Source organism: Microlunatus soli (assembly GCF_900105385.1).
Lineage (GTDB): Bacteria > Actinomycetota > Actinomycetes > Propionibacteriales > Propionibacteriaceae > Microlunatus > Microlunatus soli.
Window position 1 is genome coordinate 2,653,182 of the sequence record NZ_LT629772.1, and the last position, 26,895, is coordinate 2,680,076.

Here is a 26,895-nt window from a genome sequence, read left to right on the forward strand (position 1 = left end):
CACGAAGACTCCATCCGGACGTCCGGGCGACGCGCGCGCTTCGGTGATCGCCGTGCTCTGGCGGACTCCGTTCCTGCGGTCAGCGTGCATCGGTCTGTTCATCTCCGGCATCGGGGTGTCCTCGACGATGCCGCAGATGACCCTGTTCCTGGTCAACGAGTTGCACCTGTCCACTTCGACCGCCGGGCTGTACTACCTGGTCAACCTGCTGGCGCCGGTGTCCGGCTTCGTGGTGGGCAGCCTCTCGGACCGGTTGCAGAACCGGCTGGTGCTTTATCGGCTCTGCGCCCTGCTGGCCGCGATCGGCTGGGTCGCGATGTCGATGGCCACTCGGCCCTGGCAGCCGTTCGTGATCGGTGCGGTCGCCCTCAGCCTGGGCGGTGGTGCGATGGGGCAACTGTTCGCCGCCACCCGCGATGAACTCTCCCGGCACCCGACCGCGATCAACAACCGGGTGATCTCGGCGATCCGGATGGCGTTCTCCGCCGGCTGGATCGTCGGGCCGGTGTTGGGCAGCTGGTTCGGCTCGGCCTTCGGATTGCGTCCGTTGCTGGTCGCGACCGCCGTCTGCGCGATCGGCCAGATCGTCCCGCTCGGCACTCGCCGGGTGCAACGCTATGTCCGGCCGTCACCGCCGATGGCTGTCGAGCAGCACGATCCGACGAGCACCGCGGCCGAGCAACGGCCGGACAGCAGGACGCCGTTGTTGATCTTCCTCGGCTGCTGTGTGTTGATGATGAACGGCGACACCATGAAGTTCGCCTATCTACCGCTCTACATGGAAAATGATCTTCGACTCAGCGACGAACTGCGCGGCGCCGTGATCGCGATCCAACCCTTCCTGGAGCTGTTGCTGATGCCGTTCGCGGCCCGGTTAGCCGACCGCTTCACCCCGATCCGGGTGCTGGCCGGCGCCTCCCTGCTCGGGATCGGTGCCCATCTGTGCTACGCCACCAGCACCCAGGTCGGCGGACTGTTCCTGGGCCAGATCCTGATGTCCGGGGTCTGGGCGGCGAGCGCCGGGCTCGGCATCACGGTCGCCCAACAGCTCTACCCGCAGCGGGTCGGGCTGGCGTCCTCGATGTACGGCAGCACCCTGCCGTTGGCCGGTGCCCTCGGTGGTGCGCTCGGCGCCTTCGGCGTCGGTTCGTTGGGCATCCCGCACGTCTTCTTCATCCCGGCCGCCCTGACGGTCTGTGGTTTCATCGGCATGGTGCTGACCGCGCGCCGCTACCGGCCCGACGATTCGGCATTCGGCTGATCACCGGGCCGAGCGGACGTCGCCAACGCCGTTCCCTCCGGTCCCACACAGCCGCACCGGTTGCGTACGTTCGCACCAGGTGTACGCGGTGCGAAGGTACGTAACCGGTGCGACGGTAGGAAGTCGGCCGGCGTCCAGTAGGGTCCCGGGATGATCACCGACGCTGACGAGTTCGCGATCTTCCTCAACGGCTCCTACGGCGCGGGCAAGTCCTCGGCGCTGGACCACATCGGAGATCGACTCGCCGACGCCGGCCGGCCGTTCAGTCTGATGGATGTCGACTGGTATCACCGGTCCTGGCCGCCGGCCGATCATGATCAGGGCAACAAGATCATCGAAGCCGAGAACATGGCATTCGTCTGGGCCAACTACAAGAGCGCCGGGCCGCGGCAGTTGATCATCAGCGGCGTCATCGACAGTTCCGAAGCCCGCGAACGCTACGCGCGGGCACTCGGACTCACGATCCGGTCCGTCCGGCTGACCGCCAGCCCGACAGTCACCGAGCGGCGACTCCGTGGGCGGTACACCGATGCCCAGGCCACGGCATTCGCCTGGCACGAGACTCGACACGAAGAACTCAGCACCCGGCTTGCCGAGGCCGATCTGGACGAGATGATCGTGGACACCGACGCCTTGACCCCGCAGCAGGTCGCGCAGGTCGTGCTGGCCCACTTCGGATACCGGTAACCGGTATGGACCAGACTCCACCGAACCGGCGGATCATCCGACTCCTTCCGGACTATCGATAGTTTCGTAGCGTCAGATTCACCGGACTCCCGTCCTACGAGCCTGTTATCTCGCAGGACATCGGTGACAGTTCTGTATCAGGACATCGGTGACACTCCGGGGGTTGTTGGTGGTGACACTTCTGTGGGTGGTTGGCTGGTCTGTTGGGGCCAGTGAAGAATGATCCCGTTGATCCACGTATCCGACTTGCGATCACGCAATGGCCTGAGGATGCGCCGCGTGGCGCGGTGTCGACGTTTTGTGCCGAGCACGCCATCTCTCGGAAGGCGTTCTATGCGATCCGTGCCCGGGTGCGGCAGGACGGCGCGGCGGCCGCGTTGGAGCCTCGGAGTCGACGACCTCAGCGCAGCCTGTCTCAGCTGACCGAGGCTGTGAAGAAGCAGGCGATCGGGGTGCGGGCGGCGTTGGAGTCTTCGGGTCTGGACCACGGACCGATCAGCGTGCACGACAAGATGCAGACTCTGGGGATGGTGCCGGTCCCCTCGCCGGCATCGTTAGCGCGGATCTTCCGCGAAGCCAGCGTTGCCCGTGTCGAGCCGAAGAAGCGGCCCCGGGCGGCCTGGCGCCGGTTCGTCTACCCAGCCCCGAACGCGTGCTGGCAGATCGACGCCACCGAGTACGTCCTGACCCGCGGACGCAAGTGTGTGATCTTCCAACTCCTCGATGATCATTCCCGCTACGCGTTGACCTCACACGTGGCCTGGAGCGAGACCGGTGATGCCGCAGTCGCGGTGGTGAAGAAAGCAATCACCACGCACGGAGTTCCGCAACGCTTGCTGTCAGACAACGGATTAGCGCTCAACCCGACTCGACGCGGCTGGTCGGGGCAACTCACCACCTACCTTGCCAGTCTCGGTGTTGAAGCAATCACCGGAAAGCCCTACTCGCCGACCACCCAGGGCAAGAACGAACGATTCCATCAGACCCTGTTCCGCTGGCTCGATCACCAACCGCTGGCCGACACCCTGGACCAACTCCAAGCTCAAGTCGACGCCTTCGACATCATCTACAACACTCAACGCCCGCACCAAGGACTCCCGGGCCGGGTCACACCGCACCAAGCATGGGGAGCCACCGCGAAGGCCGAACCGCCCCGACCACAGCCACCCCAACACCCAGCCGTCACCCCCGGCGCTTCAGCTCCCGACCCGACCCCGCCAGCCCCGGCCAGCTGGCAGACCACACCCGGCAACCACCTGCTGAAGGTCCGACCCGGCGGGAAAGTCCTGGTCCACCGCATCGCCTACCAGATCGGCACCCGCCACACCGGCGAATACCTCGAAGTCATCCACGACACCGAAACCATCGGCTTCTACAACACGGAAACCGGGGAACTGATCATCGAACACGCCCTCCCCGAACCCGGAACCCGATACGTCGGCAACGGCCGACCCCGCGGACGACCACCCAAACCGTCACCGATGTCCTGACACACCAACCGTCACCGATGTCCTGACACAGAACTGTCACCGATGTCCTGAGACATCACACCCGTCCTACGAGCCTTTCGTGCCATCTGGCGCTACAAAGTCGTCGACCCACCACAACAACCGGCTCAGCTGATCGACTCGAAGATCACGTCGGTGGTGTGGCCGATCACCTCGACCTCGTCACCCAGCGCCCACTCGGCGACCCGGGACGCCATCGCCGCAGGTACGCCTTCGGTGGTTCCCGGTGCCGGACCGATGTCGAAGGTCGCGTGCCCGTCATGCGGCAGGACGACGTCGAATCCTCGTTCCAGGGCACCCCGAGCGGTCGCCAGAACGCACATCTCCGACATCACGCCGACGACGCAGATGCGGCCGACCTCGTGCTGCCGCAGGATTTCCTCCAGCGCGGTGCAGTCGAACCCGTCGTCCTTCCGCTTCCGGATCACCACTTCACGGCCGGACTCGGCTACCGGAAAGTGGAGTTCCCAGCCCGGCCGACCGGGCTCATCGACGGCACCCGGTGCGCCATCGTTCTGCAGGTGCACCACCAAGGCACCAACCTGCCTGGCTCGCCGCACGAGGTCGTCCAGGTTGATCAGGAGTTGCTCACTCTCGGGTGCCGCGTCGTCGCCGGTGACGAATGCGTTCTGGATATCGACGATCACCAGGGCCCGGACCGCAGCGGCTGTCGGCGCAGACATCGGCGGGTCAGCCGCGGGCGTGCGCGTACTGCAGGTTCAGTGCGCCGCGGTAGGCCGGGAAACGTGCCTCGGTCTTGGTGTCGACCCGGTAGCCGAGCCGGAACCGGTCCACGTACTGCTGGTAGATCCGGACGAACTCCGACTGCTCAAGGGTCTGCCGCAGCCGCTCCTGATCACCGATCGCGCTGATCCTGTACGGCGGCGCGTACGGCACACCGTGCAGCACCACCGTATTGCCCACGCACTTGATGCCGGTGGTGGAGATCACCCGCTGACCCTGGATCGTCATCGCCTCGGCACCACCGGCCCAGAGCAGGTTGACGATGGACTGGATGTCCTGTTGGTGCACCACCAGCAGATCCTCGTCGACACCGTCGGCGGCGACATCGGACGGTGCGTCGTCCAAGGTCACTGTCAGCGACGGCCCGGCGACCGGCGCCAGCCCGGCCTGCCGGGACCGTGCGGCCAACTCGGCGTCCAGTGACGGCTGACGTTCCCGGGACGCCAACCGGTCCACCTCGGTGCGCAGATCGGTCGCCTGCTCGGCGAGTTCGGCGTTGCGCTGCGATTCCGACTCCACCAGGCTGATCAGATCGGTGTTCCGGGCGGGCCGTAGATCGATGCCGCGGGCGTTGATCGCGCTGACGGTGATCATCAGCCCGGCCAGCAGGCAGACCACGCCGGTGAGCACCTTGCCGGACAGCTTGCGCCGGTTGCGCAGCCGCTGCCGGACCCGGGCCCGGACCAGCGCGCGGCGGACCCGTTCGCCGATCGATTGACCGTGCACGCCGCTCCCTCCAGCCGGTGGTGGAAAAGATTGTCCAGCCCGTGAATGTGTCTCACGGGTGTGGATTGACTACGCTACCCAACATCCCCCGTGTCGAGGAGAGAGCGTTGCCTGAATCGAAAGTCCGCAAGGCCGCCGCTGAGAAGCGCAAGCGGTCCGGCGCGAAGTCGGCTGCCGACAAGGCGGCCTCGACCGCCTCGAAGGCCGGCGAGACGTCGAAGTCGGCGGCATCCTCGGTCTCGTCGGGCGCAGCTTCGGGGGCGAGCAGCGTACGCAGCCGGGCCTCTCGGATCGTGGAGGAGACCCGCCCGAAGCGCCGCTGGCTGCTGCCGGTGTCGATCCTGCTGGCCGTGCTCGGCCTGGCCTGGGGTGCGCTCTGGCTGGTCGACGACAAGCTGATCGGCTTCATGGACTCGCTCGGCAAGTGGAACATCGCGATCGCGGTCGTGCTGGTGCTCGCCGGGGTGATCCTGTTCCTGGCGCTGCGTCCGCGCCGCGGGACGCCGTACGCTCCGGGCGGCCGGCGCTGGGTGCCGCCGACCTTCATCGGGGTCGGGCTGCTCGGCGTCGCCTGGTTGGTCGTCTACTACGTCGCCGGCACCATGATCCCGTTCATGGCCGCGCTGGGTAACTGGAACATCCTGATCGGGATGGCCGGGATGGCCGCCGCGTTCATCATCGCGACCCTCTGGAAGTAGTTCCGGCGCGCGGCACCCTGGTCAAGCGATAGCTGTCAGCCGATCCCGTCGACCAGTTGGCTGAGCCCGTTCTTGATCCGCTGCAGGCTGTAGCCCAGGCCGTCGCGCTGTCCGAGGAAGGCTGCCGGATCCAGCGGCGCCAGCAACGCGTCAGCCAGGAAATGGGCGTCCAGTTCGTGTCCCGGAGCTCGCCCGCGATCGGCAGACAGCTGCTCGATCAACAACGCCAGATGCTGATGCCGGAACGCGCCCGCGCCCCGTCCGTGCTGAGCGTTGCGGGCCGCGCTGCCGGCGGTGGCCAGCACCGGCGCGTACGCCTCCAGCATGTCGGCGTAGGCGTGCAGGAAGGCGATGATCCGGTCCCGCGGTAGGGCCCCCGGTCCCAGCGGCGGCGGCCCGGTCAGCAGCTGTTGCTGCAGCGCGATCTCCCGTTCGTTCATCAGGGCGTCGACCAGCCCGGCCTGATCGCCGAATCTCCGGTAGACCGTCCCGACGCCGACCTCGGCGGCGGCCGCGACCGCGTTCATCGTCAGCTGACCACCGCCACGCTCGTCGACCAGCCGTCGAGCGGCGGCCAGGATCCGTTCCCGATTCCGGGCAGCATCGGATCGCTCGACCGGCCGCTGCCCCAGCACCGGCAACTCGCCACTCACCGCGCTCCCCCTCGTGTCCGTACCGACGTTGTCCGAACGTCGTTGGGATATGCCCAGCTACCAGTCTGACGGCTCCGGGCGGCGGGCGAATCACATCGATGTTGTTCTCTCCACAGTGGGGATAACTCCTGTGGATAACCCCGCCCGCGATCTCCTGCTCAGGCGAAGCGGAGCGGCAGAGGCGGGAAGCGGCCGCACCGCTGTGCTGAGCAGGAGATCCGATCCCAGTGTCGCCAGCCGGGGCGGCGATGCCGTCGCGAATCGCCGGAGCCGAGGCTGAGATTTCGATGATCGCCACACACTCTCGGTCAGCACTCAGACAGAACGCCGTTGTAGTTGTCATTTCAACCAGATCCTTCTATCCTCGTAACCGGATAGCAATCCGATTCCGGCCGGCTCCGGCTGGACCGTGCGAGGAGAGACATGAGCGAAGCCGTCAAGACTGCCGTCATCTACTACAGCTCCACCGGCAACATCCATCGGCTGGCCGAAGCCGCCATCGCGGGCGCCGAGAAGGCCGGTTCACAGACCCGACTGCGCAAGATCCGCGAGCTGGCACCCGAGGCCGCCATCAGCAGCAACGACGCCTGGAAAGCACATGTGGAGGCGACCACCGACGTCGCGACCGCCGAACTCGAGGACCTGGAATGGGCCGACGTGGTGATCTTCGGCGCACCGACCCGCTACGGCAACGTGCCCTCGCAGTTCCAGCAGTTCATCGACACCACCGGACCGCTGTGGTCGCAGGGCAAGCTGGCCGACAAGGTCTACACCGCCTTCACCAGCAGCAGCACCGCGCACGGCGGCCAGGAATCCACGCTGCTGTCGCTCTACACCACGCTGTTCCACTGGGGCGGCATCGTCGTCCCGCCGGGATACACCGATCCGATCCAATTCCAGCTGGGCAACCCGTACGGCGCCTCGCACGTCGCGACCCCGGGCAACTTCCCGGGTGAGACCGAGCTCGAGGCCGCCCGCTACCAAGCCCGCCGTGCGGTCGAGATCGCCGGTTCGCTGAAGTCGGGCCAGGCCGCCTGACCCTCATCTCTCCCGATACTTCGTCTCCGACGGCCGCCGACCCCACCCGGGTCGGCGGCCGTCGACGTATCGTGCTCGCTGTACGCCGACCGGGATCGGGTGCGCGCGACGGCGCGTCGATGAGGAGATGGGCCATGGAGGCAGCGGACGCACGACGTGCGGTGTCCGCGGCGACCCGGACCGTCTCCTCGTTCGGTCTGCAGGTCGACCGGACCGATGTGCTCAACGACTCCAACCGGCTCGTCGTCCGTCTGACCCCCTGCGACACCGTCGCCCGGGTCACACCCGTGACCCATTTCGCGAGCGCTGAGCTGGAGGTCGAACTCACCGACCTACTGCTCCGGACCGACGCTCCCGTTGCCGCGCTCGATCCTCGGATCGGGCCGCAGGTCTTCGTCCGGGACGGCTTCAAGATCACCTTCTGGGCCCACGTCGCGTCAACACCTGATCCGACGACGCTTCCCGCGGCCGACTACGCCGACGCGCTCGGTCGCCTGCACACCGGCCTGCGACAGCTCGACGTCAGCGCACCGCACGTGCTCGATCGGATCGGCGCCACCGAACACGACGTGGCGAGCCCCGACGTCACCCCCGAACTCGCCGATCGGGACCGGGAGCTGCTGGTCGGCACGCTGCGCGAGCTGAGCCGTCCGATCGTCGACCGGCACGTCGCCGAGCAGGTCCTGCACGGCGAGCCACACCCGGGAAACGTCCTCACCACCCCGGGCGGGCCGCTCTTCATCGACTTCGAGAACGCCGCCACCGGACCCGTCGAGTACGACCTCGCGTGGGCACCCTTCGAGGTCGCCGCGCGCTGCTCGTACGCCGAGGACGACCTGTTGGACAGCTGCCGCGGCATCGTGCTGGCGATCATCGCGACCCATCGCTGGACCCTGGGCGACCGCCATCCCAGCGGAAGGCGGTCGGGGTGGGCGTTCCTCGACGCCGTACGGCAGGGCTCCCCGTGGCCGACCCTCGATCAGGTCACCTGGTAGCAGCACCGACCCGCCGGGACGGCCGGTGCGATCCGATCGACGGGGCGTCGGCCGCTGGTGATCTCGGATAGCTGCGGTGCCGATCATGTGCGGGAGATGTGCAGCCGGTGTGCCGGCAGTCTGGATCGTGGGTGCCATCGAGGCCGCTCGGCCGCTCGGACAACGAGAGGATTGCGTGAGACCCATGGGGACCGATGACAACCTGATCACCCGCCGGAGCCTGCTGCTCGGATCCGCCGCAGCCGCCGCCGCGCTCGGCCTCGGCACCGACCCGGCCGATGCCGCAGTGCGCCCCCGCCGCCGCGCAGCGTTTGCGGTCTGGGATCCGATCACCGGCAAGTTGACCACCGCGATGAGCCCGAAACGGGTGACCGTGCACATCGCCGTCACCCGCAGCGGCGACATCTACGGTCCGGGCAAGGGCGCCGGCGGCAGTTACGCCCACTTCTACAATCCGCGGTCCGGCGCGCCCCGACAGCATCAGTACCTGGACCGACGAGCGGCCGCCGATCTGAACGGCAGCTCGCGGAGCATCTCGGTCGAGCACGCCGGGTTGGACGGCGACCGGATGACCGACACCCAACTCCGCAACCTCGCCAAGATCTTCGCCTGGGCCGTGATCCACTGCGGGGTGCCCAACCGGATCGCGACGGTGGACGACCTGCGCGGTCTGGCCTGGCACCGCCTCGGGATCGACGGCAACTTCGGCCGGTTCGATCCTCATGACCGCACGACCTGGTGTCGCAAGCAGACCGGCGCGGTGTGGTCCAGCGCCACCGGCAAGCTCTGCCCCACCGACAAGTTCATCCGGCAGATCCCGACGGTCTACTCCAGGGCGCAGTACTGGCTGAAGAAGTGGGGTGGACGCCCGGGCTGACCGTTCGGCGGCGTCTCCGGTCGCTCGCCATCCTCCGATGCTGCGCCGCACATCGGGGTGACGTAACGTCTGAGCTGTCAGAGTCGAATCGGCACGGGCAGGATCGTGATCACCATGGCAGACGCCGTCATCGTCGATGTGTTGCGCACCGCGTCCGGCAAGGGCAAACCCGGTGGCGCGCTGTCCGAGATCCACCCGGTCCGGTTGCTCGCCGACACGATCCGCGGGCTGCTGGACCGGAATGATCTTGACCCGGCGCTGATCGACGACGTGCTGGCCGGCTGCGTCAGCCAGGCAGCCGAGCAGACCGCCAACATCGCCCGCAACGCCGCCTTGGCCGCCGGGCTGCCGGAGTCGGTGCCGGCCACCACCATCGACCGGCAGTGCGGCTCCAGCCAGCAGGCCGTGCATTTCGCCGCGCAGGGCGTGATCTCCGGCGCCTACGACGTCGTGATCGCCTGCGGGGTGGAATCGATGAGTCGGGTGCCGATGTTCTCCGCGACGATGGGCAAGGACCCGTACGCACCGCTGGCCGACCGCTATCCCGACGGGCTGGTGCCACAGGGAGTCAGCGCGGAGTTGATCGCGGCCCGCTGGAAACTGCAACGATCCGATCTGGACGAATTCGCCGCCGAGTCGCATCGCCGGGCAGCGGCCGCGCACAGCTCCGGTGCCTTCGACGCCGAGATCCTGCCGATCGGCGAGCATCGTGTCGACGAGACCGTCCGGCCGTCCACCAGTGTCGAAGGACTGGCCGGGCTGAAGCCGTCCTTCGCCGACCCGGCCCTGTCCGAGCGGTTCACCGAGATCAACTGGTCGATCACTCCCGGCAACTCCTCACCGCTGACCGACGGCGCGTCGGCGGTGTTGATCATGAGCGAGCAGAAGGCGGCAGAGCTCGGGCTCACACCACGGGCCCGGTTCCATGCCGGCACCGTGGTCGGCAGCGACCCGCTGCTGATGCTGACCGGGGTGATCCCGGCGACCAAGAAGCTGCTGTCCCGCACCGGCCTCGCCATCGACGATCTCGACGTGTACGAAGTGAACGAGGCCTTCGCGCCGGTGCCGCTGGCCTGGCGGCAGGAATTCAACGCCGACCCCGCCAAACTCAACCCGCGTGGCGGCGCGATCGCCCTCGGCCACCCACTCGGCGCCTCCGGCAGCAAGCTGCTCACCACCTTGATCAACCAGCTCGAGGCCGGCGGCGGCCGCTACGGCCTGCAGACCATGTGCGAGGGCGGCGGGATGGCCAACGCCATGATCATCGAGCGGCTCGGCTGAGCCCGCGGATCCGCAGCAAACTCAACCCAGGAAGGGATTTCTGCATGGACATCACCGACAGCAGCGTGGCCGTGATCACCGGCGGCGCTTCGGGCCTGGGCAGGGCAACCGCGACCAGGCTGGCCGGCATCGGCGCGTCGGTCGTGCTGGTCGACCTCCCCTCCTCGCCTGGAGAGCAGACCGCCGCCGAGCTCGGCGAGCGGGCCAGCTTCGTGCCGACCGATGTCACCTCCGAGGAGCAGGTGTCGGCAGCACTCGACGTCGCCGGCGAGCGTGGCGACCTGCGCTTCGTGATCAACTGCGCCGGCATCGGCACCGACGTCTTCCGGGTCGTCGGACGCAAGGGCCCGTTTCCCTATGATGCCTTCCGCCGCACCGTCGAGGTCAACCTGATCGGCACCTTCAACGTGATCCGACTGGCCGCCGAGCGCATGATCAACTCGTCGGCACCGGTCGGCGAGGAACGGGGCGTGATCATCAACACCGCCTCGGTCGCCGCCTTCGACGGCCAGGTCGGTCAGGCGGCCTACTCGGCCTCCAAGGGCGGCATCGTCGGGATGACGCTGCCGATCGCCCGTGATCTTGCTCAACACCAGATCCGGGTGATGGCGATCGCACCGGGGATCTTCGCCACCCCGATGATGGCAGGCCTGCCCGAGGAGGCGCAGGAGTCTCTGGGCAGGCAGGTGCCGCACCCGAGCCGGCTGGGGCGTCCCGAGGAGTATGCCCAGCTGGTCGAGTCGATCATCACCAATCCGATGCTGAACGGTGAGACGATCCGCCTCGACGGCGCGATCCGGATGGCACCCCGCTGACTGAACCGCACAGTTCTTCGTGGTCGCGGACTCATTCCCGGCCTGCAGATTCACTCCGACCGGGCAGCAACAGGGTCAGTGCCAGAGCCGTCAGCGGGAAGATCAACAGCACCGCCCAGATCGCCCGCAGGCCGGCCCGATCGGCGAGCATTCCGAGCAGCGGGGTGATCAGGCCGCCGACGGTCATCGCCAGCCCGAGGGTCACTCCACTGGCCGTTCCGATCCGCCGTGGCAGATAGTGCTGCCCGAGTGAGACCTGGACGCTGAAGGGTAGGTAGACCCCGAAGGCGACCACCACGACCGCGACCAGGACGACCACAATCGGGCCGACCGGAGCCGCCGGCGATCCGACGGCGGGTGCCAGCAGCAGCCCGAGCAGACCGGGAATGATCAACACATAACCGATCCTGATCGTGTTCCGCGCCCCGCGGCGGTCCGCGAGTCGGCCGCCGAGCACGGTCCCGGCCATGCCGATGCAGGCCACCAGCGTGACGGCGGCACTGCCGAGCCGGGCGTCGACGGCGAAGGTCCGGATCAGGTACAGCGCGAGGAAGGTGTTGACACCGAAGAAGCAGACCGAGCGACAGAGCACCGCTCCGCTCAAGATCAGGAACGACCTCCAGTCGTCCCGGCCGGTGCTCTCCGTGGCCGCACCATGATCTTCGGGGCGCCGTACCCGTGCCTGCCGGGAGGTGATCACCAGGGCGGCCGCGACCAGCAGGCCGGGGATCGCGAGCAGCGGCGTACCGGTGACGTCACCGTCCACCATCAGCAGCGTGACCGCGATCGGCCCGACGGCATAGCCGATGTTGCCGCCCACGGTGAACCAGCTCAGCGCGGTCGCCGACCGGCCGACCCGTGCCCGTGCCCAGCGATTGCCCTGCGGATGGAACGCCGCGACACCGATCCCCGACACCGCGATGGCCGACCAGGTCAACGGGTACCGGTCGCCGAGCCCGCTGAGACCGACTCCGATTGCCGCGACCAGCAGGCCACCGGGCACCAGCCAGGGTCGGTCCCGTCGGTCGGCGAGCACCCCGAAGGCCGGCTGCACGATCGAGGACAGCAGCGTCGCGGCCAGCGCGATCCCGCTGGCCGCGGCATAGCTGTCATGCCGCTGCGCGACGAAGAACGGGATCAACGCCGGCACCATCCCCTGATAGATGTCCACGACGGCATGGGTCGCGGTCAGGCCGGCAACGGACAGTTCCCGGCGGCGGCGCTCGGGGAGGGTATGCACGATCACGGCATCCACTGTGACCTCGGCGACCGTTGCTGACTTCCGGTATTCTGCCCAACTGTGTCGGAATTCCGCCATCAGGCGATCGCACCCACGCGAGCCCGGCCGCTGCCCGGAGGCACCACGGTCGATCCGCATTTTCATGATCAACACCAGATCGTCTACGCCGGCCGAGGGGTGCTGTCGGTGCAGACCGATGCCGGCGTCTGGGTGGCGCCGACCAGCCGGGCGATCTGGATCCCGGCCGGCACCGTGCATCAGCATCGGGCCTACGGCGACACTGTGCTGTACACCGTCGGACTGCCGGTCGACGAGGAAGCCGCCGCCGGGCCGGGCCATGCGGCGGGCGATACGGGCATCGGCGCTGGGGTGCTCGGGCTGAGCACGCCGGCCGTCCTCGAGGTCGGCCCGCTGCTGCGCGAGCTGCTGCTCAGCTATGTGGACGGCGATCCGCAGGAGTCACCGGCCCGCCGACGGCTGCGCTCGGTGCTCCTTGATCAACTCCAACCGGCGACCGAGCGCAGCCTGCAACTGCCGACGCCGACCGACGACCGACTGCTCCGGGCTGCCGCCATCCTGGCCGAGCAGCCCGAGCTGACGTCGATGCGGGAGCTCGCCCGCCGATGCGGGTGCAGCGACCGTACGCTGTCCCGACTCTGCCGTGATCAACTCGCCATGACGCTGCCACAGTGGCGGACCCAGATCCGATTGCACCGTGCGCTGCGGCTGCTCGCCGAGGGCGAGACCGTGACGGCGGTGGCCCGGGCCACGGGCTGGTCGACGCCCAGTGCGTTCATCGACGTCTTCCGCCGCGTGCTCGGCAGCACCCCGGGACGGGCCAGGCCGCACTCCCGGGCGAATCGAACGGACGGTCGTGCGGCAGGATAGGAGGCAAATGTCTGCTGCCGACGGAGTCCGACCGTCCAACCGCTCCGTCGACCGGGAGATCCTCGCCCTGGCGGTGCCCGCGTTCGCCACCCTGGTGTCGGAACCGGCGCTGCTGCTGGCCGACTCGGCGATCATCGGGCACCTCGGCACCACCCAGCTCGCCGGTCTCGGTATCGCCGGCAACCTGCTCGGCATCCTGACCGGGCTGAGCATCTTCCTCGCCTACGGCACCACCGGCACGGTGGCCCGCCGGCTCGGCGCCGGTGACAAACAGGCCGCGCTGGCCGGCGGCATCGACGGGATGGCGCTCGCCGTGCTGCTCGGCGCCGCACTGTGCCTGCTGCTCCAGCTGCTGCTGCCGACCGTGATCGGTTGGTACGGCGCCGGCCCGGCTGTGGCCACGGCGGCAGAGCACTACCTCCGGGTCGCGGCCTGCGGCCTGCCGTCGGTGTTGTTGCTGTTGGCCTCCACCGGAGTCCTCCGCGGACTGCAGGACACCAAGACCCCGCTGGTGGTGGCGATCAGCTGCAATCTGATCAACATCGGACTCAACGTGCTGTTGGTCTACGGCCTGCACCTCGGCATCGCCGGATCGGCGACCGGCAGTCTGATCGCTCAGACCGCGAGCGCGGTATTCCTTTCGGTGGTGGTGATCCGGGCAGCCCGTCGACACGGCACCAAGATCAATTTCCGGCCGTACGGCATCCTGCACGCGGCCCGCGCCGGCTTCTGGCTGATGCTGCGCACGGCAACCCTGCAACTCTCGATCACCGTGACGACCGCCGTGGCCGCCGGGATCGGCGCGGTGGCGCTGGCGACCCACCAGGTGGTGAACAGCCTGTGGACGTTCCTGGCGTTTGCCCTGGACGCGCTGGCGATCGCCGCGCAGGCTGTGATCGGGCGCTACCTCGGCGCCGGGAATGTGATCATGGTCCGCAGACTGACCGGGCGGATGATCGGCTGGGGCATCGGTGCCGGCCTGGTCTTCGGTGTCATCGTCGCGGTCGCGCGACCGTTGTACGACCAGCTGTTCTCCCCCGACCCCGCTGTCCAGGAGCTGTTGTTCCGGGTGCTGTTGGTGGTCGCCTGTTGCACGCCCATTGCCGGCGTGGTGTTCGTCCTGGACGGCGTCCTGATCGGCGCCGGCGACGGCCGCTACCTCGCGCTCGCCGGCCTGATCGCGATGCTCGCCTATCTGCCGTTGGCGATTGGAGTGCATGCCACCGGCGCCGGGCTGGTGTGGCTGTGGCTGGCCTTCGGCTGCTTCATGCTGGCCCGGATGATCACCCTGGTCGTCCGCGCCCGAGGCACCCGGTGGATGCGGACCGGCGCCCGCTGATCGAGCAGACCGGCGGCCGGGTCACGGGTCTTCGGGCGGACTCGAGAGTCCGCCCAGTGCAATGTGCGCGTTGGCCAGGGGACGCGCGGTGAGGTGAATCATCAGCCTGCTGCGTCGGAGCCAGGAGTGCGCGGTGTCGAGCGCTGCCGGAGCGTCCCCGGCGAACGGACCGTCTTCGATCACCAGGGCCTCGCGCAACCCCGGATCGCGGCAGAGTCGTTGGAGTGCGTCGACCTGATCGGACAACAGGTCGAGGTCGCGGCAGACGCGAGCAATGGCATCGTTCAGGTCAACGCCCGCAACCGGTCGGTTCGCTTGATGTCCGTTGAATCCGAGGTCCATGTCGAACGCGCCGCCTCGCTTATCCGAGCTCGATGAGGACGACACCGCCGATGATCAGGGCGATACCGGCGATCATCCGTTTGGTCAACGGCTCTTTCCAGATGGCGCGGGCGAGCACGGCAACCAGTGCGATGCCGGCAGCGGTCCAGATCCCGTACGCCACAGCGACGGGCAGGCCGGTGCGCAGGGTGAACGCAAGGAACAGGAAGGCCAACCCGTACCCGGCACCGACAGGGATCAACCAGGCTCGCCGCGGAGAGGTCGCGGCGGCACGCAGGCTGAGCGTGGCGGCGATCTCGGCGGCAACGGCCGCCGCCAGCCACACCCAGCTCATGCTGTGGTTCCCGGACCGGGTCGGGCCCGCTGGATGGACCCGGTCTCGACCACGAACGCGCCCGCGACGACCATCCCGAGGCCGATCACCGATGTCGCGCTGAGGACTTCACCGAAGATCAACCCACCGAGCAGTGCGGTGACTGCGACGCCGGCGGCGCCCCAGATGCCGTAGGCGATCGCCAGCCGCATACCCGAGCGAAGAGCGCGCCCGAGAAGGGCGAACGCTGCCAGGTAGCTGAACACGACCCCCAAGATCAATTGGGGGTGATCGATGGCGGCGCGCAGCAGCACGGTGCCGATGACCTCACCGAGGATGGCGCCGAACAGCAACAGCCACGACTTCATGGTGCGTCCTTCGTCGCGGCCGCCGCCTGATCGACCAGAGCCAAGGCGTGCGAGCGCACCGCACCCAGGTCCGCTGCCGGGAAGACCCCGGTCGCCTCGGACATCCAGGCACCGTCCGCGCAGAAGCGGGCTGTTGTCAACAACGCCGTCGCGGCGGGTGGCGCGCCGTCGGTGGCGAACCACGGGCCGAGATGGGGCCGCCAGGCCGCGGTCAGCGTCGGTTTGTAGAGGGCGTCGGAGAAGATCCAGTAGTCGGCCCGCGACACCTCCGCCGTGGTTGCCACCGTCACATAGGCGCGATACCGCTCACACGGCGTCAACGCGTCCGGTGTGCTGCCCGTACAGTCCCGGAGCAACTGGTCCCAATGCTGCGCCGCATGCTCGACCAGGCCGACCATCAACGCTTCCTTGCTGGGGAAGTAGTACATCAGCCCCGGCTTGGTCAGCCCGGCCCGCTGCGCCACCGACTCCAGGGAAACCGTCACGCCCTGCACCGAGGAGTTCTCCTCGGCCAGTTCCTTGGCAGCCAGCAGGATTCGGTCCCGGGTATCACGTGCCACGTCACGACTTTACCATTCGGAAGGTAAAGCGATCGAGCCGCGACCTCGCCCGCCGCCTACTGCGTCGGGCCGACCGGAGCCGTAGAATGGTAGTCCATTTGGAGGGTGAGGCCGATGACCGAAGAGTTCGAAGCGCATTCGGAGCGGGTGGTCCGGCAGGTGCGAGACGAGATCATCGACGGACTGCGTGCCCCGGGCAGCAAGCTTGTCGAGCGGGAGATCGCCGCCGAACTGGGGGTCAGTCGGATCCCGGTCCGCGACGCCCTCCGCGAGTTGGTCGCCGAAGGACTGGTCACACCTCGACCCCGGACCTGGGCGGTCGTCCGCGAGTTCAGTGCCGCCGATGTCGCCGACCTGATCGAGGTCCGATCGGCGTTCGAGGGGCTGACCTTCCGGCTCGCCGCGACCCGCGCCACCCGCGAAGGACAGCAGCGACTGCGTGCCGTTCTGGACCGCGAGTGGCAGGCCGCCCGGGACGGCGAGGCGCGGCTCGCACGACGCGCCGCTGCCGACTTCCACGACGTGGTCGCCGAGCTGTCGGCCAACGATCTGCTGCAGGAGTTGCATCGCACCCTGCGCAGCCGGCTGCGGTGGCTGCTGGTGCAACACGACGACCTACTGGCCGTTGCACAGGAGCATCAGGAGCTGTACGACGCGATCACGGCGCGAGACACCGTCGCGATCGACGAGCTGGTTGCCGAACACCTGCGCAGCAGCGCACGGCTGGCGGCCCAGGCTCACGGCAACTGAGCTCGCGCCCGTCCAGCGGCCGTTCGGAGCCAGCCGGCAGTCGAATCGTGATCGCTCGATAGTTCGGTATACCATCTTGGAGTGCCCAAGCTGACCGTTGCCAACATTCGCCCCTGGGGAGCCGACCCCGTCGACTTGACGATCGTCGACGGCGTGATCTCCGATATCGCACCGACCGCCGAGCTGACCGGCTCGGCCGACGGCGCGATGTCGTCCGTCGCGGCGGCCGATGCCAGCCGGATCGACGGCCGCGGGCTGCTGGCACTCCCCGGTCTGGTGAACACGCACGCGCACGTCGACAAGAGCTGGTGGGGACAGCCGTGGGTGTCCTACGGCGGCCGGCCGACGACACAGGGCCGGATCGCTCACGAACGTGCCGAACGCGACAAGTACGGCATCCCCAACCCGGACTCGACCCAGGCCGTACTCCGCGAGTTCCTCCGGCACGGCACAACGCTGGTCCGCACCCATGTCGATGTCGATCTTGGAGTCGGGCTGCGCGGGATCGAGGTCGTCCAGCAGGCGGCCGAAGCGCTGGGCGGTGCGGTCGAGATCGAGGTCGTCGCCTTTCCGCAGGACGGCGTGATCCGACGACCGGGCGTCCTGGAGCTGCTGGACAAGGCTGCGGCCGGCGGCGCGGCCAACATCGGCGGCCTGGATCCGGCATCGATCGACCGTGACCCGGTCGCCCAGCTCGACGGCTTGTTCGAGATCGCCGAACGGCACGGCGTAGGCATCGACATCCATCTGCACGACGGTGGCCAGCTGGGCATCTTCCAGTACGAGTTGATCATCGACCGGGTCCGGCGCAGCGGACTGCGCAACAAGATCAACATCTCGCACGGCTTCGCCCTCGGGGAGGTGCCGGACAGTCAACGCGGCGAGCTGTTGGCCGGTCTGGCCGACGCCGGGATCACGTGGACCACCGTTGCCCCGGTCGGATCCCGGCCGCTGCCCTGGCGCCAGCTGCGGGAGCTGGGCATCGGTGTCGGCCTCGGCACCGACGGCATCCGCGATCTCTGGTCCCCGTACGGCGACGGGGACATCCTGCGGGTCGCCAACAACTTCGCCCGGCTGCACGGCATCCGCACCGACGAGGACATCGCCTACGCCGTCGAGCTGGCCACCAGTCGGGCAGCCGGCTTCGTCCATCGCGAGCAGCACGACCTGACCGTCGGCAGCCGCGGGGACGTGGTACTGCTGGACGCCGAGAACGTCCAGGATGCGCTGATCCGGGCGCCGCGCCGCGAACTCGTCGTCGCCGCGGGCCGGGTTGTCACCCGCGCCGGCAAGGTGCTGATCTGATCACTGCACAATGAGAGCTGCGTTTGTCGAGGGACCGTGACCACATCGGATCCGACGCTTCGACGCCCCAGGACCCGAGGAAACGTTGAGGAGAAGGGAAGTAGTCACCGATCGTGCCGAGCACAACTGAGGTGAAACGTCGTCCTGGGCTGCTGGCGGCGGCCGCCTCGCTGCGAGGCAATCGTCCGTTCGCCCTGCTCTGGGTCTCCAATCTGTTCTTCTTCGCCGGCGCCTGGTCGCAGACCCTGGTGCTGGGCTGGATGGCGTTCCAGATCACCGGCTCGGAGATGAAGGTGGCGATCTTCACCGCGGCCCGGCTGGCACCGCTGCTGATCGGTCCGTTCGCCGGGGCGTTCGCCGATCGACACAATCGTGTCCGGTTGCTGATCCTGGCAGCCGGCTGGGCGATGATCGCCGTTGCCGGGGTTGCCGCGCTGGCGTCGGTGGCAACGGTGCCCTATTGGGCCTTGGTGATCGGCGGCTTCGCGATCGGTCTGGCCCAGTCACCGTCGCAGCCGGCTCGGGCGTCGCTGGTGTTGGAACTGGTCGGCCGCCGCAACCTCAGCAACGCCAACGCACTGAACGCGCTGGCGATGAACATGACCCAGGTGTTCGGACCGGCGATCGGTGGCGCGATGATCAGCACCGTCGGCGCGGCGGCGGCGTTGTGGATCTCCACCGGTTGGTACGCGATCTCGCTGGTCCTGCTGCTTCCGCTGCGTGGGCTGGGTGCGGCCGTGCACCGCTCGACCGAGTCCACCCTGGCGATGGTGACCGGAGGGATCCGGGCCATCACCCGCAACCGGCTGGCCTCGGCGGTGCTGCTGGTCACCCTGGCAGCGAACACGCTGTTGTGGCCGATCTACCAGGCCTTCATGCCGGTGTTCGCCGACGAACAACTGGGTCTGGACGCGGCCGGCCTGGGCGCCCTGCTGACCTGCGGCGGAGTCGGCGGTCTGGTCGGTGCGCTGATCATCGCCGGAATGGGCGACTTCCGCGCCAAGGGCGGCGTGTTCGTGATCGGAACCGCTTGCTGGGCGGCGATGTGGGCGATCTTCGCCCTGTCCCATCATCCGGCGGTGTCCTTCGTCGCGATGGCCGGGATCGGACTGGCCAGCGCGGCCTTCGGTGTGTTGCAGACCACACTGCTGTTGATGACCACCGAACCTGCGCTACACGGTCGCGCCCTCGGCCTGCAGGAACTCGCGATCGGCATCATGCCGCTGTCCTCGCTGCTGCTCGGCGTGATCGCCGAACGCCTCGGCGTCGGCTGGACCACGTTCGGCTGTGCTCTGTTGCTGATCGCGTTCCTGACGACGTTGGCGTTCCGGGTCCCGAACCTGCTGCCGTACAGCGGGATCGAGGACGGGAACGCGCCGAGCGAGACAACGCAGGAGCCACCGGACGGCGAGATCGATGCCGCTCCCGGCATGCCGGCGTGATTGAATCGAGGCTCGACGCGAACTCCCGTACGCGAAGGAACGGTGCCTCGATGAGCAAGTCCACATTGGTGATCGTCGACCCGGCCACCCCGTTGCCTCCGGGCACGCCCGAGCACGCCGGTCGACTACGACTCGCCGACCCGGACCAGCCCCAGGTGCTGGTGTCCGACCTCGGCGTCACCCGCGGCGACGGCATCTTCGAGACCTTCGGCGTTGTCGGCGGGGACATTCAGGCGATGGAGCCGCACCTGCGTCGGTTGCTCAATTCCGCGGTGTTGCTGGATCTGCCCGAACTTGATCTTGAAGCGCTGGAACGCGCGGTCCGGTTGGCCGTCGCCGAGCATCCCGACGACGAACTGCTGGTCAAGCTGATCGTCACCCGCGGTGTCGAAGGCACTGGCCGGCCGACGGCCTGGGCCTACGGCTTCATCGGCGAGGACTACAGCCCGCGCCGACTCGACGGGATCGCGGTCGTCACCCTGGACCGGGGCTACCGGCACGACATCGCCCAGACCTCACCCTGGCTGTTGCAGGGCGCCAAGACGCTGTCCTACGCGGTCAACAAGGCGGTGCTCCGCGAGGCGGCACGGCGCGGCGCAGAGGACGTGATCTTCCTCAGCACCGACGGCTACGTCCTGGAGGGGCCGAGCTCGACGGTGATCATCCGCACCGGCGACACCTTCGTCACCCCGCGGACCGACCAGGGCATCCTCGAGGGCACGACGCAGCACGCCCTGTTCGGCATCGTCACCGACCTCGGCTACACCGCCGACTATCGCTACCTGCGTAGCGAAGAGCTGACCTCGGCCGACGGTCTGTGGCTGGTCTCCAGCGGCCAGCAGATCGCGCCGATCATCAGCCTCGACGGGCAGCAGATCCCGCACGACCCGGAGCTCACCCAGACCCTGTTGAAGCGGCTGCAGTCCCGCGACTCCTGAACGGTGCGCGAGCCGGTGATCATTCCGGCTCGTTGTGCCGATCGATCCGGTACGGAGTGTCGACACCCTCATACATCAGGTGGGCGACCAGCCCGTCCGCGGCGTGCTTCAGGTTGTGGCAATGATCCATCCAGATGCCCGGATTGTCTGCCCGGAAGGCGATCTCGTAGCTCTCGCCGTCCCGGACGTTGAGCGAATCGGCCCACCACGGGCTGCCGGTCGATCCGATCCCGTTGCGGGACAGCACCAGGACCCGGTGACCGTGCAGATGCATCGGATGGACGTCGCCGCTGTGGTTGACGATGCTCATCCGGACGACATCACCTTCGCTGACCATGAACATCGGGAGGTGCGGCCACATCTTACCGTTGATCGTCCACCACAGCCCCGGCCGACCGTCGACGAACCCGGGCCGTCGTCCGAGGTCGTAGTCGAAGTGTCGGTCCACTGCGGCCGTCGCCAGTCCGACCTCGGCGTGCCGGCCGTAGCTCAGCAGGTCCAGCTCCGGTCGGCTACCGCGTGGCAGCTCGGCGCCGCCGTTGATCTCGACCCAACCGACCCCGGAGATCCCTACTGTGGCAGGGGTTGCGGGGAGTTCCAGGTCGATCCGCCCACCAGCGGTCAGGGTCACCGATCGGTCGATGACGTCGGTCGGTCCGACGATGTCGCTGCCGTCGGTCGCGAGCAGTCGGAACGGGGTGCCGCCGACCTGGACCGGGACCGGCCCGTTGTCGGTGTTGATCAACCGCAGCCGAAGCCGTTGCCCTGCAGGCACCGTGATCTTCATCGGCTGGGTACGGCCGTTGATCGTTCGCCGACCTTGATACAGATGCGTGGTGGCGACCCTGTCCAGCACGTTCCGCTCCGGATGGCGTGGCCGGACGACCAGCGCACCGAACAGGCCACCGATCACCTGCTCGTGTGACAACTGGTGGGAGTGATACCAGAAGGTGCCGGCCCGGTCGGCGACGAAACGGTAGACATAGCGACCGCCGATCGGCACCGCGTCCTGGGTGACACCGGCGACACCGTCGGCGGCGTTGGGCACGTCGACGCCGTGCCAGTGCAACGTCACGCCGGCGACGACCGAGACGTTGATCAGGGTCACCTGGACCAGATCACCGTGCCGGACCCGCAGTTCGGGGCCCGGCGTCCGGCCGTTGACCAGATAGCGGTGCGGGCCGACCTGCTCGGCGCGCAGGGTGAAGCTCCGATCGGGATTACCGGGGCGTGCGACGAGTTGGTCGACGGACACCACACCCCCGTGATGGTGTCCGCCGGCCGCACCGCCGAGCGGGCTGCTTCCGTGTCCCTCGTGGCCACTGGCCCCGGCCGGCCGCCCGCTGCCGGTGTCCATCTCCCCCATCGTGGCCGCTGACAGCTCTCGAGGAGCGAGGCTGCCGAACCACATCACCCCGACGATCCCCAGCAGCACTGCGCCGGCGAGCAGTCCGATGACTGCCCTGATCCGCATCTCAGACTTCGACCCCGACCCGATGATCCTGCGTGCTGGCCTCATCTCCGCGGTGCCGCGGCCCGAGTCCGGTGCGGGCCATCAGGAAGGCCAGCAGTGCGGTGCTGAACAACAGCAGTGCGTTGATCCCGTGGAACAGTCCGGCAATGGGCGCGCTGTGCAGCGACAGCCCGAGGAAGATCTGCAACGCGGTGAGCCCCACGACCACGAGCGCCAGCGTCCTGCCATGCGGAGCGCGAGCGAAGAACGAGACGATCAGGAACAGCAGCGCGATGATCGGGATGACCATCATCCCGTTCTGCCCGTGCAGCATCAGGCCCATCACCTCAGGAAACGGTGGCGGACCCTCGGACTCCATGGCGGCCTTGTCCAGCACGCCACCACCCTCGACCCAGACTCCCAGGCCGGCGAATCCCCAGACGATGACTGCGGCTTGGAATGCGACGGCGGCGCAGATGATCATGGCAAACACGCGATACACAACGCGCATGGTGAACCCCCTTTGACGGCCGAGCCCCCGACCCGGCCAGCAAAATCTAACCGGCGGCGTCCTGCAGTGCCTCAGTGCTAGTACGGAACTCTTCGGTCTGGTGCCGACGGCTGGGCAACGATCATCGGTTCTGCCGGAGCACCCAGGCAGCCAACCCGGTTCGGGTCTCGGCACCGACCTTGGCCAAGGCGTTGCGGACATGGCTTTCCACGGTCCGCTCCGAGACCACCAGTCGGCGAGCGATCTCCCGGTTGGACTGTGCTTCGGCGACCAATCGGGCGATCTCGGTCTCACGCGGCGTCAACTGCGTGACCGGTCTGGCCAGCAGGGACAGCCGGAGTCGCCGGGCCCGGGCGAGCGCACCGGACATCTGCAGCCTGTCGAAGACGGTGATCGCCGAGCCCAACAAGACACCCGCCTCGTCCAGACCGGCGATCGTTTGCCCCGATCCGCTGGGCGCCTCGGACGCCGCGGCCAGCAGCGCCTCGGCCAAACCGAGCCGGCCGAGCGCGACAAAAGGGACGGCACCGATCTTCAGGTTCTGGCTGATTCCCAATCGGTGCAGGGAAATCGCTTCCCTTACACGTCCGGTGGCCAGCGCCAGGTCGGCAGTGTGTCGGGCCAGCGCACCGGTGCTGATGATCAACCCCGAACCGTCTCCGCGATACGGCCCCGGATCGGTGATCATTTCCTGGTACGCCGCTTCGGAGGCTTCGGTATCACCCAGGCCGACGGCGATCTCACCGTGCCACAGCAGCGGCGTCTGCCAAGCCGGCGCATCGGCCGGGCGACGGCTGCCGTCGATGATCATCTCCCGCCACGGCTGGTAGGCGATCCGTGCCGCGTCGACGCTGCCGGAGTGCAGCAACAGCCGCACCACCATCAGCGAGGGGATCGGGTCGGTGCCGGCGGCCTGGGTAAAGGTTGTCAGACTCTCCGACACCAGGTCGTCGGGCAACGTCTCGCGGATGAAGCCGAGCTCGGCCCGGAAGCCCTGGTGCAGATGTTGGATGCTGTGATCGGCCAGGTCGGTGGCCAGGGCGCCCGCCTCCGCCGCCGCCCTCTCCGCGGCGTCCAATTCGCCGATCAGCGCCGCCCGACAGGCGCGTTCCCGGAGCAGGTGCCAGCGGGCCATCGGCCACTCGTCGGCGGCCACGATCCGTTGCAGGGCGTGGATCTCGCGGTCCGCCCGGTCCAGGTCGCCACGCTGCATCGCGGCCTCGAACATCCAGATGTGTCCCCAGGCCGGACCGAGCGGCTGGTGGGCGGTGGTGCCGACGCCGATCGCCCGCTGGGCCAGCGTCACCCGGTCGGACAGCCGGCCCGGCGTGCTCAGGGCGAGATGCCGTGCGGCCACCGCGTCGAGGACCGCATCGGCGCAACCGTCGTCCACCATCCCGAGCGCCGTTCGGCTCAGCTCGCGGGCTCGTGGCAGGTCACGGAACACCAGCGTCTGCGCACGCCGGGACAGCATCCGTGAGGTCAGATGGCGATGATTCGGGTCGGTCGGCGGATCGGGCATCAGTGCCAGCGCGTCGTCGCAGAGCCGTTCGATCATGGCCGACGGCTCGACCCCGCCGACGCCGGCAACCACCAGGGCCGCTCGGGCGGCCATCTCGGGATCTCCGACCTGGTGCGCCAGTTCGACCGCCGCCGCACTGTCGGCGAGCGACTCGTTGATCTTGCCGGCGCAGAAGCGGGCGCGAGCCCGGTCGATGTGCAACCATCCGCAGACCTCGTACAGGCCGAGCCGCTCGGCAGCGGCGAGCGCCTGACCCCAGGCGTCCAGGGCAGTGTCCAGGTCCTGCCGGACACCGGCGCCGGTAGCGGCGCGACGGAGCCAGGTCAGCGCCTGCTGGTCGGCGTCGGGACGGCCACTGAGCAGCCAGTGCCGGGCGATCAGGCCGGCGAAGCGTTCTGCGTGAGGGGTCTCGGCAATGGCGGTCGCGGCCCGGAAGTGATATTCGCGGCGCTCGGCCGAGCAGAGATCGGCGCGGACGGCGTCGCGGACCAGGACGTGCACGAAGGTGTAGGCCTCATCGCCCGGCGCCTGGCGCAGGATGCCCGCCTGGACCGCCAGGTCGATGTCTGCTTCGACCGCGGACCGGTCGCGTTCGGCGATCCTGGCCAGCAGTCCGGGCAGGATCCGGTCGTTGATCATCGCGGCGGCCCGCAGCGTGTGGCGGACCTCGACGGGAAGGGTTGCCAGCTGTTGGCCGACCAAACGGCGCAGATCCTGAAGATCGAGGTCGGCAGGATCAGCGCTCGGGTTGCGCTGCAGCGCCTCACCGACCAGCCGGACGTGCAGCGGATTCGCGCCGTCGGAGTCGGTGATCGCCGCGGCCACCTGCTGGCCGACCTTGGGTGAGATCCCTTGCAGCCTTGCGAACCATTGCTCGACCTGACGGCTGTGCAAGCCGCCGAGCCGGATCACATCGGTGCCGGACCGGCCGACCAGCTCGGCGATCGTGTCGTCCGCGTGCCCGGAGCTGGGGATCTGTGGGACACGCTGGGTGAGCACCAGGACCAGCGGCGCGGACCGCAGGGCGAGGACCAGCTGCCGCAGCAGGGCACAGCTCAGCTCGTCGGCCCAGTGCAGGTCCTCCAGGATCAGCATCCGACCGGGCGCGGTCGTCGACCGGATGATCAGATCGGAGACCTGTGAGAGGAAGCGGAATCGCGCGTTGCTCGCGTCGGCGGCGTTGGTGACCTCCACCGGGTGGGCGTCGTCGATCAGCGAGAGGCCGCCGGGGATGTCGGCCAACGGACGCCGCCACGGCCACAGCACAGGCATCCCCGGGTCGTTCAGTGCTTGGCCGCGACTCACCTGCAGGCCGGCTGCCAGCGCCAGCGCCTCGAACTCCTCGGTGAGCCGGGTCTTGCCGATCCCCGCCTCGCCGCGGACGACGATCGAGTGGCCATGACCGTGCGCAGCGGAAGCCACGATCGACCGCATCCGCTGCACCTCAGACTCGCGCCCGACGATCGGCGAATCCATATCTTCACGGTAGACCCATCCGACCGTGTCAGCAGCCGGATTTCAAGATCAACTTCAAGGCCGAAGGTCCCGGACCTCGGTCACTGTCGGCCCTCTTCTCGTACGATGTCGGTCGCTCAGTCGTCGGCCCAGACGATGCCGATCTTGCCGCTCGCCCCGGCATCGGCGACCTCGTAGGCACGGGCAGCCTCGGCCAGCGGGAAGGTGTCGGAGACCACCGTTTCGGGGTGCAGGTCCCAGCGGACCAGGTTGTCCAGCAACTCCTGCATCCGGACCGTCGAGGTGACCCAGGATCCGTGGACGGTCAGCTGCCGGTGGATCAGCACCTCGCTGACGTCGACAGTCAGCTGTCCGCCCTCGCCGACCAGCGCTGCCCGGCCCCAACGACGGGTGTGCTCGAGGGTCGAGAGCTGGGCCTTGCCGTTGCCCGAGCAGTCGATTCCGACCTCGGCGCCGTCACCGAGCAGGGCGACGAGTTGATCGTCGTCGCCGGCCGGCACCGCGATGTCGACCGCACCGAGTTCGACGGCGAGGTCACGCCGCTCGGCAGACACGTCGACACCGACCACCGTCGAGGCGCCCATCGCTTTGGCCATCAGGCCTGCAGCATTGCCGACCGGTCCGAGTCCGACGATCAGCACCCGGTCCCGTCCGGAGACATCGACCCGACACAGCGCCTCGTACGCAGTACCGAAGCCGCAGGCGACGCAGGCACCGTCGACGAAGGTCAGTTCGTCGGGCAGCACCAACAGGTCGCGTTCCTCGGCCAGCAGCCGATCGGCGTGTCCGCCGTTGCGCTGCCAGCCGTAGGCCGCGCGGCGCGGCGAGGTGCAGCTGATCTGGTAGCCCTTGCGACATTCGTCGCACTGGCCGCATCCGCTGATGTGATAAACGACCACCCGGTCCCCGGGCTTGATCCGGTGCACACCCTCGCCGACCTCCAGCACCCGGCCGGCCGGCTCGTGACCACCGGCCACGTCCTGGTAGGCCTCCGGCCCCTCACCCAGGTGCTCCCGGTAGATCGCCCGCAGGTCGCTGCCGCAGATGGTCGAGGCACGCATCGCCACCACCACCTGCCCGTAGCCCGGCTTCGGGTCCTCGATCTCCTTCAGCTCCACCCGGCTACCACCGGGCAGGAACGCTGCCTGCATCGTCGCTCTCCTCA

27 protein-coding genes and 1 pseudogene are annotated in these 26,895 nt (G+C 68.3%); 17 read left to right on the forward strand and 11 right to left on the reverse strand.

The genetic code is table 11. The features are described 5' to 3' along the window. The first annotated feature begins 52 nt into the window (after nt 1-52). From BLU38_RS12255 to BLU38_RS12265, 3 genes are all read left to right on the forward strand, one after another. Nucleotides 53-1,261: an MFS transporter gene (locus BLU38_RS12255; RefSeq protein WP_157683412.1), complete on the forward strand. Its 1,209-nt coding sequence runs from the start codon at nt 53-55 to the stop codon at nt 1,259-1,261. A 150-nt stretch (nt 1,262-1,411) separates the two neighbouring features. Next, nucleotides 1,412-1,948 carry a nucleoside/nucleotide kinase family protein gene (locus BLU38_RS12260; protein ID WP_091525074.1) on the forward strand — a complete coding sequence of 179 codons (537 nt, stop codon included), beginning with the start codon at nt 1,412-1,414 and terminating at the stop codon, nt 1,946-1,948. A 212-nt stretch (nt 1,949-2,160) separates the two neighbouring features. Next, a complete protein-coding gene (locus BLU38_RS12265) occupies nt 2,161-3,438 on the forward strand; it encodes an integrase core domain-containing protein (protein WP_091525078.1) in 1,278 nt (425 codons plus the stop codon). A 125-nt stretch (nt 3,439-3,563) separates the two neighbouring features. Here the strand turns inward: BLU38_RS12265 and BLU38_RS12270 are convergent, their stop codons facing one another. Continuing rightward, nucleotides 3,564-4,139, reverse strand: a complete 576-nt coding sequence (locus BLU38_RS12270; protein WP_091525082.1) for an isochorismatase family protein — start codon at nt 4,137-4,139, stop codon at nt 3,564-3,566. Between the two features lie 7 nt (nt 4,140-4,146). After that, nucleotides 4,147-4,926 (reverse strand): DUF881 domain-containing protein, encoded by a 780-nt coding sequence (locus BLU38_RS12275; RefSeq protein ID WP_231920309.1) that lies wholly within the window; start codon nt 4,924-4,926, stop codon nt 4,147-4,149. 47 nt (nt 4,927-4,973) lie between these two features. Here BLU38_RS12275 and BLU38_RS32045 point away from each other — a divergent pair. Next, nucleotides 4,974-5,387 (forward strand): annotated as a pseudogene (locus BLU38_RS32045) (cell division protein CrgA); the annotation flags it as partial. Continuing rightward, nucleotides 5,376-5,624 carry a cell division protein CrgA gene (locus BLU38_RS31695; protein WP_331715079.1) on the forward strand — a complete coding sequence of 83 codons (249 nt, stop codon included), beginning with the start codon at nt 5,376-5,378 and terminating at the stop codon, nt 5,622-5,624. The pseudogene BLU38_RS32045 and the gene BLU38_RS31695, both read left to right, overlap by 12 nt. A 35-nt stretch (nt 5,625-5,659) precedes the next feature. Here the strand turns inward: BLU38_RS31695 and BLU38_RS12285 are convergent, their stop codons facing one another. After that, a complete protein-coding gene (locus tag BLU38_RS12285) occupies nt 5,660-6,277 on the reverse strand; it encodes a TetR/AcrR family transcriptional regulator (RefSeq protein ID WP_091525089.1) in 618 nt (205 codons plus the stop codon). Between the two features lie 423 nt (nt 6,278-6,700). Here BLU38_RS12285 and wrbA point away from each other — a divergent pair, with 423 nt between their 5' ends. The 5 genes from wrbA to BLU38_RS12310 all read left to right on the forward strand — a co-directional run bounded on the left by wrbA (nt 6,701) and on the right by BLU38_RS12310 (nt 11,283). Beyond that, nucleotides 6,701-7,315 (forward strand): NAD(P)H:quinone oxidoreductase, encoded by a 615-nt coding sequence (gene wrbA, locus BLU38_RS12290; protein ID WP_091525092.1) that lies wholly within the window; start codon nt 6,701-6,703, stop codon nt 7,313-7,315. Nucleotides 7,316-7,449: 134 nt separating this feature from the next. Further along, the gene (locus tag BLU38_RS12295) at nt 7,450-8,310 is read left to right on the forward strand and encodes a phosphotransferase (protein WP_091525096.1); all 861 of its coding nucleotides are present in this window, start codon (nt 7,450-7,452) and stop codon (nt 8,308-8,310) included. Between the two features lie 184 nt (nt 8,311-8,494). After that, nucleotides 8,495-9,187, forward strand: coding sequence for a peptidoglycan recognition protein family protein (locus BLU38_RS12300; RefSeq protein WP_157683413.1), 693 nt, complete (start codon nt 8,495-8,497; stop codon nt 9,185-9,187). A gap of 114 nt (nt 9,188-9,301) precedes the next feature. Next, complete coding sequence (locus BLU38_RS12305; protein WP_091532334.1) at nt 9,302-10,468, forward strand: thiolase family protein; 1,167 nt, start codon at nt 9,302-9,304, stop codon at nt 10,466-10,468. 44 nt (nt 10,469-10,512) lie between these two features. Continuing rightward, nucleotides 10,513-11,283: a 3-hydroxyacyl-CoA dehydrogenase gene (locus tag BLU38_RS12310; RefSeq protein ID WP_091525103.1), complete on the forward strand. Its 771-nt coding sequence runs from the start codon at nt 10,513-10,515 to the stop codon at nt 11,281-11,283. 31 nt (nt 11,284-11,314) lie between these two features. Here BLU38_RS12310 and BLU38_RS12315 read toward each other — a convergent pair whose 3' ends face one another. Further along, nucleotides 11,315-12,529 (reverse strand): MFS transporter, encoded by a 1,215-nt coding sequence (locus BLU38_RS12315; protein ID WP_197680093.1) that lies wholly within the window; start codon nt 12,527-12,529, stop codon nt 11,315-11,317. Between the two features lie 54 nt (nt 12,530-12,583). On the opposite strand from BLU38_RS12315, the gene BLU38_RS12320 reads away from it, so the two are divergent. The 3 genes from BLU38_RS12320 to BLU38_RS30880 all read left to right on the forward strand — a co-directional run bounded on the left by BLU38_RS12320 (nt 12,584) and on the right by BLU38_RS30880 (nt 15,128). After that, nucleotides 12,584-13,411, forward strand: coding sequence for a helix-turn-helix domain-containing protein (locus tag BLU38_RS12320; RefSeq protein ID WP_091532343.1), 828 nt, complete (start codon nt 12,584-12,586; stop codon nt 13,409-13,411). A 7-nt stretch (nt 13,412-13,418) separates the two neighbouring features. After that, a complete protein-coding gene (locus BLU38_RS12325) occupies nt 13,419-14,750 on the forward strand; it encodes an MATE family efflux transporter (protein WP_091525107.1) in 1,332 nt (443 codons plus the stop codon). A 126-nt stretch (nt 14,751-14,876) separates the two neighbouring features. Continuing rightward, nucleotides 14,877-15,128: a hypothetical protein gene (locus BLU38_RS30880; protein ID WP_157683414.1), complete on the forward strand. Its 252-nt coding sequence runs from the start codon at nt 14,877-14,879 to the stop codon at nt 15,126-15,128. Here the strand turns inward: BLU38_RS30880 and BLU38_RS12335 are convergent. Genes BLU38_RS12335 through BLU38_RS12345 form a run of 3 tightly spaced genes read right to left on the reverse strand, consistent with a single transcriptional unit; the run spans nt 15,112 to nt 16,333 of the window. After that, nucleotides 15,112-15,426 (reverse strand): DMT family transporter, encoded by a 315-nt coding sequence (locus BLU38_RS12335; RefSeq protein WP_091525115.1) that lies wholly within the window; start codon nt 15,424-15,426, stop codon nt 15,112-15,114. The genes BLU38_RS30880 and BLU38_RS12335 overlap by 17 nt on opposite strands. After that, on the reverse strand, nt 15,423-15,773 hold the full coding sequence (locus BLU38_RS12340) for a DMT family transporter (protein ID WP_091525118.1): 351 nt from the start codon (nt 15,771-15,773) through the stop codon (nt 15,423-15,425). The genes BLU38_RS12335 and BLU38_RS12340 overlap by 4 nt, the downstream gene beginning before the upstream one ends. Continuing rightward, nucleotides 15,770-16,333, reverse strand: a complete 564-nt coding sequence (locus BLU38_RS12345) for a TetR/AcrR family transcriptional regulator (RefSeq protein WP_091525121.1) — start codon at nt 16,331-16,333, stop codon at nt 15,770-15,772. Before BLU38_RS12345 ends, BLU38_RS12340 begins: the two co-directional genes overlap by 4 nt. A 114-nt stretch (nt 16,334-16,447) precedes the next feature. Between BLU38_RS12345 and BLU38_RS12350 the strand changes: the two genes are divergently transcribed. The 4 genes from BLU38_RS12350 (at nt 16,448) to BLU38_RS12365 (ending at nt 20,768) form a co-directional block, all read left to right on the forward strand. Further along, complete coding sequence (locus BLU38_RS12350; RefSeq protein WP_091525125.1) at nt 16,448-17,083, forward strand: GntR family transcriptional regulator; 636 nt, start codon at nt 16,448-16,450, stop codon at nt 17,081-17,083. An 81-nt stretch (nt 17,084-17,164) separates the two neighbouring features. Beyond that, the gene (locus BLU38_RS12355) at nt 17,165-18,388 is read left to right on the forward strand and encodes an amidohydrolase (RefSeq protein WP_091525128.1); all 1,224 of its coding nucleotides are present in this window, start codon (nt 17,165-17,167) and stop codon (nt 18,386-18,388) included. 113 nt (nt 18,389-18,501) lie between these two features. Further along, on the forward strand, nt 18,502-19,830 hold the full coding sequence (locus tag BLU38_RS12360; RefSeq protein WP_231920310.1) for an MFS transporter: 1,329 nt from the start codon (nt 18,502-18,504) through the stop codon (nt 19,828-19,830). Between the two features lie 50 nt (nt 19,831-19,880). Next, nucleotides 19,881-20,768 (forward strand): aminodeoxychorismate lyase, encoded by an 888-nt coding sequence (locus BLU38_RS12365; RefSeq protein WP_091525136.1) that lies wholly within the window; start codon nt 19,881-19,883, stop codon nt 20,766-20,768. Nucleotides 20,769-20,787: 19 nt separating this feature from the next. On the opposite strand, the gene BLU38_RS12370 is transcribed toward BLU38_RS12365, so the two are convergent. The 4 genes from BLU38_RS12370 to BLU38_RS12385 all read right to left on the reverse strand — a co-directional run bounded on the left by BLU38_RS12370 (nt 20,788) and on the right by BLU38_RS12385 (nt 26,881). Continuing rightward, on the reverse strand, nt 20,788-22,242 hold the full coding sequence (locus BLU38_RS12370; RefSeq protein ID WP_172836124.1) for a multicopper oxidase family protein: 1,455 nt from the start codon (nt 22,240-22,242) through the stop codon (nt 20,788-20,790). Nucleotide 22,243: 1 nt separating this feature from the next. Then, on the reverse strand, nt 22,244-22,723 hold the full coding sequence (locus BLU38_RS12375) for a hypothetical protein (protein WP_091525140.1): 480 nt from the start codon (nt 22,721-22,723) through the stop codon (nt 22,244-22,246). 130 nt (nt 22,724-22,853) lie between these two features. Beyond that, complete coding sequence (locus tag BLU38_RS12380; protein ID WP_091525143.1) at nt 22,854-25,730, reverse strand: helix-turn-helix transcriptional regulator; 2,877 nt, start codon at nt 25,728-25,730, stop codon at nt 22,854-22,856. A gap of 116 nt (nt 25,731-25,846) precedes the next feature. Beyond that, nucleotides 25,847-26,881, reverse strand: a complete 1,035-nt coding sequence (locus BLU38_RS12385) for a zinc-dependent alcohol dehydrogenase family protein (RefSeq protein ID WP_091525146.1) — start codon at nt 26,879-26,881, stop codon at nt 25,847-25,849. Between the last annotated feature and the right edge of the window lie 14 nt (nt 26,882-26,895).